Genomic DNA, 12,244 nt, shown 5'->3' on the forward strand with positions numbered 1-12,244 from the left:
CGTCAATTCATGCAATAATAAATTACAAATCTAATTTCAATAGGTTTATTCTATACTTCTTAACTTCCAATTAAGTATTGAATTATCTTCATACATTTTATCATGTACAGTTAAATGTCATAAAAAGAAACAAGAAAGGCGGTATTCTATGGAACATAACGTATTTTCAGACATCACACCGGATATTGTCAGACTGGCTGATCTCAGCAGGCAGGCAGGAATCATCGAACAGGAACTGTTTACCAAATATGAAGTCAAACGCGGACTGCGCGATTTAAACGGAAAAGGCGTTCTGGCAGGTCTGACGACCATTTCAGACGTACGTGCCAACAAGATCGTCAACGGAGAACAGATCCCTACACACGGCGAACTGTTTTACCGTGGTTATAATGTAAAGGATCTCGTCAAGGGCTTTACCGCAGACGGTCGTTTCGGTTTTGAAGAAGTGGCTTATCTGCTTTTGTTTGATGCCCTTCCTGATGCGGAGGAGCTTTCCAAATTTAAAGAGCTGCTTGGCTTTTACCGTTCCCTGCCGACCAGCTTTGTCCGTGACATCATCATGAAAGCCCCAAGCCGTGATATGATGAACACACTGGCAAGAAGTGTCCTGACGCTCTATTCTTACGATGACAGAGCGGATGATACCTCTCTGGAAAATGTACTGCGTCAGAGCCTGCAGCTCATTTCCCTGTTTCCGATGCTTGCGATCTACGGCTATCAGGCATATGCACACTACCATGACGGCAAAAGTCTTTATATCCATCCGCCGATCGCCGAGCTTTCCACCGCAGAAAACATTCTGCATATTTTAAGACCGGACAGCTCCTATACCCCACTGGAAGCAAAGATCCTGGATGTGGCACTTGTTCTGCATATGGAGCACGGCGGTGGTAATAACTCCACTTTCACCACACACGTTGTCACCAGTTCCCTGACAGATACGTATTCCGTTATCGCCGCTGCGATCGGTTCCTTAAAAGGTCCGAGACACGGTGGTGCCAATATCAAGGTTGTCCGTATGTTTGAGGATATGATGCATGAAGTGTCCGATTGGGAAAATGAAGATGAGGTCAGAGAATATCTTGCAAAATTATTACATAAGGAAGCCTTCGATCATGCAGGCCTGATCTACGGTCTTGGGCATGCGGTTTATTCCAAATCCGATCCAAGAGCTGTGATCTTCAAGTCTTATGTGGAAAAGCTGTCGCAGGAAAAAGGACTGGAAAAAGAATTTGCACTCTATTCTCTCGTAGAACGTCTGGCACCTCAGGTCATTGAAGAGGAACGACAGATGTATAAAGGTGTCAGCATCAACGTCGATTTCTACTCCGGTTTTGTTTATAAAATGCTTGGACTCCCGGAAGAACTGTACACACCGATCTTTGCCATGGCAAGAATTGTCGGCTGGTCAGCACACCGCATGGAGGAGCTTGCCAACAACGGTAAGATCATCCGTCCGGCTTACAAGCCGATCCACGACGATATGCCTTATGTACCGCTGGCAGACAGACCGTAATATATCGTAAAAAAAGACTTCTTTGTTCCGTAAATGCTTCGCATTTGGGATTCACAAAGAAGTCTTTTTTATTTTGAAATTCAATACGATTTACATACCAAGGAAGTTTTTCACAACATCCTTCATTTCATCCTTCTCACATACTGTCTTATGAAGGACTTCTGCTGAGCGGATCTCCTCGATCGCCTGTGGGATATCCACACCGGAAACCTTGCACAGTTCATCGATCAGCGCGAAATCGGAAAGCTTGTCGTATTTGCTGTCGATCGCATCCATAACGGAACGGGCAAATTTATAAGGGCTTGCTGTGCTGGCGATCACAGTCACTTTATCATCGCCTGTTTCCTTTACATATTTGTCATAAGCTGCAGCAGCCACACCTGTATGCGTATCGATCACATAACCGCAATCCTCGTATAAGGATTTGATCTTTGCAAAGCACTCTGCCTCTGTTGCATAGCCGCCTCTGAAATCTGCAAGTTTTTCTTTCATCGTTGCATCGATCTCATATTTTCCGTTCTGGGAAAGACTTGCCATGAGGGCTGCATTCTTTTCTGCATCCTCTCCCGCGATCTTGTAGATCAGTCTTTCCAGATTGGAGGAGATCAGAATATCCATGGACGGAGAACTTGTCAGGATAAACTCTCTGTTTCTGTCGTAAGTGCCTGTCTGGAAGAAATCAAATAATACTTTATTATCATTAGAAGCACAGATCAGCTTATCGATCGGAACACCCATGTTCTTTGCATAGTACGCTGCCAGAATATTACCAAAGTTACCTGTCGGTACCACAACATTCATCTTCTGACCATCTGTCAGTTTGCCCTGTCCGTATAAGGTTGCATAAGCATATACATAATACACGATCTGTGGCACAAGACGACCGATATTGATTGAGTTAGCAGATGAGAACTGATAGCCTTTTGCATCCATTTCTTTAGCCAGCTCTGTATCACCGAACAGCTTCTTCACACCTGTCTGGGCATCATCAAAATTGCCGTGGATACCAACAACATGTGTATTTTTACCCTTCTGTGTAACCATCTGTTTTTCCTGTACCGGGCTGACACCGTTCTTCGGATAGAATACGATGATCTTTGTGCCTTCTACATCAGCAAAGCCTGCAAGTGCAGCCTTACCTGTATCGCCGCTTGTCGCTGTCAGGATAACGATCTCGTTCTTTACCTGATTCTTCTTCGCGCTGCATGTCATAAGATGTGGCAGGATCGACAATGCCATATCCTTAAATGCGATTGTTGCACCGTGGAACAGCTCCAGATAATAAGCCCCATCCGCATAAGCAAGCGGTGCGATGACTTCTGTATCAAATTTCTTATCGTATGCTTTATTGATACAGCCTTTCAGTTCTTCTTCCGTAAAGTCTGTCAGATACAGCTTCATTACTTCATATGCAACTTCCTGATAGGTCATCCCGGACAGCTCTTTCATAGATACTTCCAGTGCAGGAATATGATCCGGTACAAATAATCCGCCATCTTCCGCAAGTCCTTTCAGGATCGCCTGCGATGCAGTTACGGGTGTCGTATGACTTCTTGTGCTTTTGTATAATACTTCCATGCCTCTACCTCAATATCATAAGATTGAAAGTGTCAAACCACTTTCTGCGCTATTATAGCATACTAATGAGGATACCGCAAGAACTGCACCTATTTATAAAACCGATGTCCGCCATGTTCTGTCAGAAAAGTCAGCTTATTTTCAAACCAGCCCAGTTTATCCGGTGTTGTTTTTCCCGCCGCCACAAAATACAGGGCACCGTTTGTCACATCGCCGTCTTGAAGAGCTGCCAGTACGGCTTCTTTTGTCTGCCCGGAAATGCTGACGCTGTTATATCTGCCGTCGCCCACCGGTGAAAACTGATACTGTCCGCCGGATGCCTGAAAGACAACGCCCGCGATCGTATTCGGAAATTTCGGGCTGCTGACCCGGTTTAAAATCACCTCTGCGACCATCTGTTTACCGGCCGCATCCTCGCCGCCGGCTTCTGCCTGTACGATCCTGCATAAAATGGCATATTCGTCTGCACTGAGAAAGGCGTTTTCATCCTTTTCCAGTACATGCGGCTGCAGCTTCGGTACATCCGAAGTAGATGTTACGATCTTTTTTTCGATCTGAAAAGCCTGTTCATAATTCTCTTTTGTCTGAAAGATCCGATCAGGCTTCAGCATCTGGCAGACCAGCAGCAAAAGTCCGATCCCAAAGAGCAGCATAAACAGCAGTCTGCCCTTTGTATATTTTTCATACATTTAAAAATCTCCTCTCTTCCTGTCAACATTTTTGTAACAGTTGTCATGTTTTGTTCACATCTCATTCATTAGTCTATACAAGCTCTTGCAAAAATATTTCAAAAATTGTAATTTCAGCCGTTCTTTGCTATAGTAAAATTATGAAAAAGTTAGCCGGTGTTTATGAAACAACTAAAAAAGACGGAAGCGTTTATTATCGCAGCTCCATAACCTATAAAGGACGTCATATCAGCCTTGGAAGCTATGAAAATGCGCAGTCCGCCCATCTTGCATACAGACAGGCTCTGTTTCTTTTAGAGCCGGATTCACCGGTGGATATCGATACACTGCCGCAGTTTTATCAAACCGAATCCGCTTCTTCCAAAAATGCGCAAAAAAATATCGCAAAAATCGACACGCTGCCCTTTGAAAAAGCAATTTGTCTGTTGAATTTCCGCGATAACCAGATTTACTTTTCTTCACCGATTTATTTAAAAAAGAGTTTTTTTTATTATTATCTGACACCAGAGATCACACTGCTGTTTGATAAGGAAGATCTGTTCTTTTACAGCTCGCACCGTATCATGAAACGCGGCGGGCATCTGTTCGTGGCAGAATACGGTATGCAGACTTCTGTCCTGTCCCGCTATGGGATCCGCAGCTATGCGGTAAAAGACCGGGATTACCGGTTTTTAAACGGGGATGCACACGACCTGCGCTATGCCAATATCGAGATCATCAATCCGTATTTCGGCGTTTTCCGAACCGGAACACTCGGAAGCTATACCTATCAGGTCAGGATCCATATCAACGGTGATCTGCAGGTCGGCACATATAAAGACGAAAAAACAGCAGCCATTGCCTATAACAAAGCTGCTGATTTCTGTCATCAATATGGAATTGTCAAAAACTTCCCGGTCAACTACATTGAGGGATTGTCTGCCAGAGAATATGCGGATATTTATTCCGCCATCACGCTGTCTGCGCGCTTTATGCAGTATTTTACTTCTGGGTATAATCCACAAAGCTGATATCAAGTCTGGCATCTTTTACGATACCGTCTATTTTCGCATCGGAATCATACTGCCACATTGTAAAGGTATACGGATAATCCGGTTTGTCCCCATCCTGTGACAGCCAGATATCATAATTTCCAAGCTGCGTCAGATCGATCTTACGCAGCAGCCAGTACTTATTCGCATTTACCACCGGCATCAGACCTGCTTCTGCGATCTTGGCGCAAAATGCATTGGTAATCGCCGTGATGTCTGTCTTCTTGACATTGTCCACTCTGGACGTATCATTTGTCACCGATCCCAGCCTGCATGCCACCGGGTAATCGATCCCGATCATGGCAACATTATCGATCACGGTCTGTGCTTCCTGTTGTGCCTCTTCCACGGAGATTGCCTGTGATTCAAAATAGACTCCTACATGCAGTCCCGCAGCCTTGGCATCCGCCATATAATCAAAACAGCTGTTGTCCAGTGATATATTCCCGCTCTGATAACCACGATAACCGATCCTGACCATCACATAATCAACACCTGCATTTTTCAGTGCCGTAAAATCGATCATACCGGCATTTTCATCCACATCCACACCCATAAAAGATGTTTTACTGCCGTTTGCATAATATTTCATCACAGGCTCTTCATACACAAAACCGGTATCTGCATACGTATTTTTTGCCAGATAGGCATTGATCATGATCCACTGCTCTGTGCCATCCGGTCTGATCACCTTTGTCTTTGTACCGCCCTCAGAAAGATCTTCCTCTTTCAGCTTCTGTTCTTCCTCCTTTTGCAGTTCCTGCGCATTTTTTTCATACAGGCTGCTCTTATCCGCCACAGTATCGGAAGAAACCGGCGTATCAGTCTTATACATATCCCAGAAATCAAGCTGATCCGAAGTCAGCGTCGATTCTCCAACGCCAAGCTCCTCCAGCAGCTGCTCATTTTTGGAAGCCGTATCGCTTGTCAGTACATCGTTTTGTGAAACGGTAGCAGCCATCTGCGGCGTCTTCGGACGGTTTGCCAGAACAACCGCACAAACGATCACTGTCACACCCAAAAGTGCCAGCACCGTATATAAGATCGTCTTACTTTGTTTCTTTTCATATGCATAATCTTCAAAATCATCTGTCAGTTTCATTGCGTATCCTTCATCTGCCTTTCGGACAGTCGTTATTCTTTATCCAGTCCAGTTTATCACACCACTCTCTATTATACAAAACAATTTTCTCATGCTATAATGTGGGAAATGACATCTGAGCAGGATGTTTGTTACAAACAATTTTATCACAGAGAGGATTTCCCATGCAGTATTTATTTCATAAAAAAAGAACACGTTTCACACTCTTATCCATATCCCTTCTGTTTCTGCTGCTTCTGTCAGGCTGTGGCAGAAAACAGGAATATACGCAGTCCGGCTTTTATTTTGATACGGTGATCAGTCTGTCCGTATATGACAAGGATGCAGATCATGCAAAAGAAGCACTGGACGGTGCACTACAGCTTTGCGAGACTTATGATGATCTGCTGAACGAATCGAAAGAAGGCAGTGACATTTACCGGATCAATCATGCACAGGGAGACTACACAAGTGTCTCCGCCGAAACCGTTTCCCTGCTGTATACCGCGCTGCAGTACTGCGCGGTCACAGACGGTCATCTGGATATTACGATCGCACCGGTGAAAGCACTCTGGACATTCGACCCGGATTCCGGAAATGCCTATGTGCCCGCTTCTTCCACGATCGGACAGGCACTGACCCATGTCAACTATCATATGGTGGAGATCGATGGCAATAAGGTGCGGCTCTCCGATCCTAATGCTGGGATCGATCTTGGGTTTATCGCAAAAGGCTATATCGCCGACCAGTTGAAAGCCTATCTTTTATCCCAGCATATTGAAAGCGGCATTATCAATCTAGGTGGGAATGTCCTGACGATCGGCCAGAAGCCGGACGGATCAGCCTTTACCGTTGGCATTCAGGAACCTTTCGCCGAACAGGGAAAAAGTATCACGACCGTTTCCGCGGCAGACAGCAAAGACGATACTTTTGCCTCCGTTGTCACAACCGGTATTTATGAACGTTACTTTGAAATGAATGGGGAGATTTATCATCATATTCTGGACGCAAAAACAGGTTATCCTATACAGAATAACCTGTCCAGTGTCACTATATTAACGGATTCTTCCGTGCAGGCAGATGCTTTGAGCACAACCTGTATGATCCTCGGTCTTGATGATGCAAAAGAGCTGATCTCCTCCCTAAACGGGGAAGCCCAGGCAATCTTCATCACAAAGGACGGCGAGATCATCGATAGCCGAAACTAGGCTTTCAAAAATGCCTTGTAACCGCATTTTGCTTCATAAAGATCTGCTTTGGAAGTTGCTTCATGCGGTGCATGCATATTCAGTACCGGAACACCACAGTCGATCACATTCATGCCATACAGAGATAAGATATAAGCGATCGTTCCGCCGCCGCCTAAATCTACCTTACCAAGCTCTGCTGTCTGGAAGGTAACCCCTGCATCATCCATTACCTTGCGGATAAAGCCAAGATATTCTGCATTCGCATCATTGGAACCGGATTTTCCTCTGGCACCGGTAAATTTGTTAAATACCATGCCATGTCCCAGATAAGCCACATTTTTCTTATCAAAGCTTGCTGCATAAGTCGGATCGAATGCGGAGCTGACATCTGAGGAAAGCATTCTGGAATTTGCCAGACATCTTCTGAGTATCAGATCGTTGTAAGATCCGGCAGTAAGTGCCAAAAGCTCTGCAACCGCATTTTCAAAAAATTTGGACTGCATACCTGTCGCACCGACACTTCCGATCTCTTCCTTATCCACTAATATACAACAGCCTGTTCGGCTAAGATCCTGCACCTCCAGTATTGCTTCCAAAGAGCTGAATGCACAGACTCTGTCATCCTGTCCGTAGCCAAGCACCATGCTTCTGTCAAGACCTGCTTCTCTTGCTTCTCCCGCCGGAACAATTTCAAGCTCTGCGGAAAGGAAATCCTTTTCTTCGATCCCATACTGTTCTTTCAGAAGCTTCAGGGTAAATGCCTGTACCTTTTCCTTTTTCTCATCGTCCTTTACATCCTGCAGCGGGCGGTTTCCGATGATAATATCCAGTGCTTCTCCCTCGATCACCTTGGAAGCCTTCTTTTCCAGCTGTTCAGCAGCCAGATGCACCAGAAGATCGGATATGAAAAAGACCGGATCGTCTTCCTTTTCACCAATATTGATGATGACTTTTTCTCCGTTTTTCTTAACAACTACGCCATGTATGGCAAGTGGGATCGTCACCCACTGATATTTTTTGATACCGCCGTAATAATGCGTATCCAGGAATGCAAAATCTCCGTCCTCGTATAATGGATTCTGCTTTACATCCAGTCTCGGAGAATCAATGTGTGCCCCTAAAATGTTCATGCCGTTTTCGATTGGCTCACTGCCGATCTGGAACAGGATCACTGCCTTTTCCATATTGACTGCATATACTTTATCACCCGGCTTACAAGTCTTTCCCTCTTTGATCAGTTCGGAAAGCTCTTTATATCCTGCTTCTTTTGCGCGTTCCACGATCTGTTTTACACATTCCCGCTCTGTTTTTCCGTGATTTAAAAATGCACGATATGCCTTGCTTAAAGCATCGACTTCTTCCAGTTGTGTTTTCGTGTATTTTTCCCATGCATTTTCTGTTTTCATAATAACTCCTTTCTCCTGCCATCTGCCATTTCACTATCAGTATACCCAAATCTGAAATAACTTGCTGAGAAAATTTCCTATTATATTATTTTTAATGTTTTACGATCGATTTCTTCGGGCACTTCTCCATACAGATACCGCAGCCCTTACATTTATCCTGATCGATCGTTGATAAAAAGCTGTCGATCGTCACTGCCTCATTCGGACAGTTCTTCGCACATAATGTACAGCCGATACAGCCCACGCTGCAGCCCTTCATGACAACCGGGCCTTTGTCCTTGGAATGGCAGGCAACCACATAGGTGGCATCATATGGGATCAGATCGATCAGATGCTTCGGACAGGCAGCCACACATTTTCCGCATGCCTTACAAGCCTCTTTATCGACTACCGCAACACCGTTTACCACATGGATCGCATCAAACGGGCAAGCCTTGACACAGCTTCCGTAGCCGAGGCAGCCATAGTTACAGGTTTTCGGACCTCCGTTCGGTACAAAGGAAAGCATATTACAGTCCTGTGCGCCTGTGTATTCGTAGTCTACCTTTGTCTTATCGCAGTCGCCCTGACAATGAACAAATGCGACCATACGCCTGGATTCTCCGACCGAAACACCCATGATCTCACCGATCTTTTTGCCGACCGGTTCGCCGCCGACCGGGCAGGCATTTACCGGCGCTTCGCCCTTTGCGATCGCAGCAGCAAGTCCGGAACAGCCCGGATAGCCGCAGCCACCACAGTTATTACCGGGAAGGGCAGCCAGTACCGCTTCTTCCCTTTCATCTACATCTACTTTAAATTTAATACCGGCAATTCCGAGAAACAGGCCGATCAGAAGACCTACCACACCAATAATGCCGGTTGCGATCAAAATTCCTACAAAGCTCATAGAAAACACCTCCTATAATAAGCCTGAAAAACCGCAGAAGGCAATTGCCATAAGTCCTGCAGTGATCAGAACGATCGGCATTCCCTGAAATGGCTTCGGAATATCATTGTATTCCATTTTTTCACGAATACCTGCAAGTATCACAATGGAGATCGTAAAACCGGCTGCTGTCGCAAAACCGTTTACAACACTGGTCAGAATGGAATATGATTTCTGCACGTTGGTAAGTGCCACACCAAGTACCGCACAGTTTGTTGTGATCAGCGGCAGATATACACCAAGAGATTCATACAGACTTACCATATATTTCTTTAAGAACATTTCCACAAACTGTACCAGAGCCGCAATGACCAAAATAAACACGATCGTCTTTAAATACGTGATGTTAAGCGGTGTCAGCACAAACTGATAGATCACTGCAGCCACAAAAGAAGCCAGTGTGATAACAAAGATGACCGCTGTTCCCATGCCTGCTGCGGTCTTTACCTTTTTGGAAACACCAAGGAACGGACAAAGACCTAAAAACTGACTCAGGACAACGTTGTTGACAAGTGCCGATCCAATGGCAATGATAAGTAAATTAGTCATTTGTCTTTTCCTCCTTTTCTACTGCTTTTGTATCATAGAAAGCCGGCTCTTTGCAGCTCTCAGCGCAGGATGCACAGTCATGTCCGCATCCGCTGCCGACCTTGCTCATATCCTTGCCCTTCTTTTCGCCGTTTATCTTGACCTGATTCTGGATCGCGGTCAGCATGGCAAGGACAAAGAAAGCACCCGGTGCCATAATGAAGATGCTCACCGGTACATAACCGGAAGGCATAACCGTCACACCAAAGATCTGTCCGGCGCCGAGGATCTCACGCACTGCACCGATCATCGTCAGGGCAATGGTAAAACCAAGTCCCATACCAATCCCATCAAATAATGACGGCAGAACCGGATTTTTGGAAGCATATGCCTCTGCACGTCCTAAAATGATACAGTTTACTACGATCAGCGGAATATAAATACCAAGCGCATCATATAGGGACGGTAAAAAGCCCTCCAATAAAAGCTCCATTACCGTTACAAATGATGCAATGATCACAATAAATGCCGGAATACGGACTTTATCCGGTATTACTTTACGGAGCAGGGATATAAATGCGTTGCTCAAGGCTAACACTACCATCGTGGTAAGTCCCATGCCCAGTCCGTTCTTTGCGGATGTTGTGACCGCCAGTGTCGGACACATACCAAGTGTCAGAACAAAGGTGGGATTTTCTTTTACGATTCCGTTATATAATCGTTCTGCGATCTTATTCATTTGCCGCACCTCCTTCTGTCACATTTAATTTTTCCTGAAAACAGAGAAGTCCTGCATTCACACCGTTGACAACCGCATTGGTCGTGATCGTTGCACCGGAGATCGCATCGATCTGGTCATCAGATCCTGCTCCGGTCTTTGTATAGCTGAATTTCTCTACCTGCCTGCCTGCAAACTGCGGAACAAGCACCTCTCCCGCACGCATACCGAGACCTGCTGTTTCGGAAATGCTCAGAAGAGAGATCCCGTTTAAAGTACCGTCCGCTGCAACACCCATGGTAAACTGGATATCACCGCCATAGCCTTCATGGTCTGTCACGGTAATGACATAGCCAAGCACACTGCCATCACCGGAAAGTGCCTGTGCCACACCGTCAATGGAAGCATCAAATCCATTCTCTTTGACAAAGGCAGTCAGCGCGTCCGGGGCATATGTTTCCTCCGTCAGTTCCGTGAAATCTTCTGCCGCTTCAAATACATTCTGATAAGCCTCGTTTTTGGCTTTCTGTTCCTGCTGCGCGATCGGCTCTTTTGTTACTTCATACACAAGTCCGAGTGCAGCACCGCTGATCAGCGTGATCAGAAATAAGATCAGTGCATCTTTCATCATCTGCTTCATGCCTTTTCACCTCCTCTTCCGAACGGTTTTGGAAATGATATTTTTTCGATCAGAGGGACAAGCAGATTGCCTAAAATGATCGCGTAGGATACACCCTCTGCACTGGCACCGAATACCCGGAACAGCCCGGTCAGAATACCAAGCAATACGCCGTATAGGTACTGCCCCTTCTTTGTAATAGGACGCGTTACATAGTCGGTCGCCATAAAGAAGGCACCGAGCATCAGACCACCGCCTGCCAGATTGCCTGCAATATAATCGAAATCGATCCCTCTGCCTGAAAACAGACATAAGAAGATCACAAACGTCACAATATATGTACCGGGGATCCGCAGATCGATGATACCCATTAAAAGCAGGAAACACGCACCTGCCACAATGGCGATCATGCTTGTTTCACCGATCGTACCGGCTGTTTTACCGATCACCATATTATAAATGTTCACGCTCTCGCCTGCTTTTAAACTGGCAAGCGGGGTTGCGCCGGAATATGTATCCGTATCAAAATTTGTCATGATAGAGGTAAAGGAGATCAGCAAAAAGCATCTGGCTGCAAGCGCCGGATTCATGAAATTCTGTCCCAGACCTCCAAACAGCATCTTGACAACAACAATGGCAAACAGGCCACCGATCACGCCGATCCACCATGGTGCACGCGGCGGCAGATTCAGTGCCAGTAAAAGACCTGTCACAACAGCGGACAGATCCGTAACCGTATTTTCTTTTTTACAGATCAGATCAAAGATCCATTCTCCGAGCACAGTCGATGCGATCGTTACCAGGATCAGCACAAGTGCATGCAGTCCGAAATTCCAGATGCCGAAGATTGTTGTCGGCAAAAGTGCAATGATAACGCAGAGCATGATCATCTGTGTCGATACAGGCATACGAATGTGCGGATTGGATGAAACTTTTCTCAATTCATTCATACTTGCATCC

General features: G+C 45.6%; 12 protein-coding genes. 3 read left to right on the forward strand and 9 right to left on the reverse strand.

The features are described 5' to 3' along the window. Nucleotides 1-148 precede the first annotated feature (148 nt). The gene (locus KQI22_RS00890) at nucleotides 149-1,516 is read left to right on the forward strand and encodes a citrate/2-methylcitrate synthase (protein ID WP_216550195.1); all 1,368 of its coding nucleotides are present in this window, start codon (nucleotides 149-151) and stop codon (nucleotides 1,514-1,516) included. Between the two features lie 90 nt (nucleotides 1,517-1,606). On the opposite strand, the gene thrC is transcribed toward KQI22_RS00890, so the two are convergent. Beyond that, nucleotides 1,607-3,094, reverse strand: coding sequence for a threonine synthase (thrC, locus tag KQI22_RS00895; RefSeq protein WP_216550196.1), 1,488 nt, complete (start codon nucleotides 3,092-3,094; stop codon nucleotides 1,607-1,609). Nucleotides 3,095-3,183: 89 nt separating this feature from the next. Further along, entirely contained in the window at nucleotides 3,184-3,783 is a 600-nt protein-coding gene (locus tag KQI22_RS00900) for a cell wall hydrolase (protein WP_216550197.1), read from the reverse strand. 140 nt (nucleotides 3,784-3,923) lie between these two features. On the opposite strand from KQI22_RS00900, the gene KQI22_RS00905 reads away from it, so the two are divergent. Beyond that, nucleotides 3,924-4,793 carry a hypothetical protein gene (locus tag KQI22_RS00905; RefSeq protein ID WP_216550198.1) on the forward strand — a complete coding sequence of 290 codons (870 nt, stop codon included), beginning with the start codon at nucleotides 3,924-3,926 and terminating at the stop codon, nucleotides 4,791-4,793. On the opposite strand, the gene KQI22_RS00910 is transcribed toward KQI22_RS00905, so the two are convergent. Next, nucleotides 4,765-5,916, reverse strand: a complete 1,152-nt coding sequence (locus KQI22_RS00910) for a GH25 family lysozyme (RefSeq protein ID WP_216550199.1) — start codon at nucleotides 5,914-5,916, stop codon at nucleotides 4,765-4,767. The genes KQI22_RS00905 and KQI22_RS00910 overlap by 29 nt on opposite strands. 164 nt (nucleotides 5,917-6,080) lie before the next feature. On the opposite strand from KQI22_RS00910, the gene KQI22_RS00915 reads away from it, so the two are divergent. After that, entirely contained in the window at nucleotides 6,081-7,103 is a 1,023-nt protein-coding gene (locus tag KQI22_RS00915) for an FAD:protein FMN transferase (protein ID WP_216550200.1), read from the forward strand. Here the strand turns inward: KQI22_RS00915 and KQI22_RS00920 are convergent. The 6 genes from KQI22_RS00920 to KQI22_RS00945 all read right to left on the reverse strand — a co-directional run bounded on the left by KQI22_RS00920 (nucleotide 7,100) and on the right by KQI22_RS00945 (nucleotide 12,234). After that, nucleotides 7,100-8,491: an aminopeptidase gene (locus KQI22_RS00920; RefSeq protein WP_216550201.1), complete on the reverse strand. Its 1,392-nt coding sequence runs from the start codon at nucleotides 8,489-8,491 to the stop codon at nucleotides 7,100-7,102. The genes KQI22_RS00915 and KQI22_RS00920 overlap by 4 nt on opposite strands. Nucleotides 8,492-8,582: 91 nt before the next feature. Next, nucleotides 8,583-9,380 (reverse strand): RnfABCDGE type electron transport complex subunit B, encoded by a 798-nt coding sequence (locus tag KQI22_RS00925; RefSeq protein WP_216550202.1) that lies wholly within the window; start codon nucleotides 9,378-9,380, stop codon nucleotides 8,583-8,585. A gap of 12 nt (nucleotides 9,381-9,392) precedes the next feature. Continuing rightward, the gene (gene rsxA, locus KQI22_RS00930) at nucleotides 9,393-9,968 is read right to left on the reverse strand and encodes an electron transport complex subunit RsxA (RefSeq protein WP_216550203.1); all 576 of its coding nucleotides are present in this window, start codon (nucleotides 9,966-9,968) and stop codon (nucleotides 9,393-9,395) included. Beyond that, nucleotides 9,961-10,686, reverse strand: a complete 726-nt coding sequence (gene rsxE / locus KQI22_RS00935) for an electron transport complex subunit RsxE (RefSeq protein ID WP_216550204.1) — start codon at nucleotides 10,684-10,686, stop codon at nucleotides 9,961-9,963. Before rsxE ends, rsxA begins: the two co-directional genes overlap by 8 nt. Beyond that, nucleotides 10,679-11,305 (reverse strand): RnfABCDGE type electron transport complex subunit G, encoded by a 627-nt coding sequence (locus KQI22_RS00940; RefSeq protein ID WP_216550205.1) that lies wholly within the window; start codon nucleotides 11,303-11,305, stop codon nucleotides 10,679-10,681. Before KQI22_RS00940 ends, rsxE begins: the two co-directional genes overlap by 8 nt. Then, a complete protein-coding gene (locus KQI22_RS00945; protein WP_216550206.1) occupies nucleotides 11,302-12,234 on the reverse strand; it encodes an RnfABCDGE type electron transport complex subunit D in 933 nt (310 codons plus the stop codon). Before KQI22_RS00945 ends, KQI22_RS00940 begins: the two co-directional genes overlap by 4 nt. Nucleotides 12,235-12,244 lie beyond the last annotated feature (10 nt).

The organism is Kineothrix sp. MSJ-39 (assembly GCF_018917935.1).
Lineage (GTDB): Bacteria > Bacillota > Clostridia > Lachnospirales > Lachnospiraceae > CAG-194.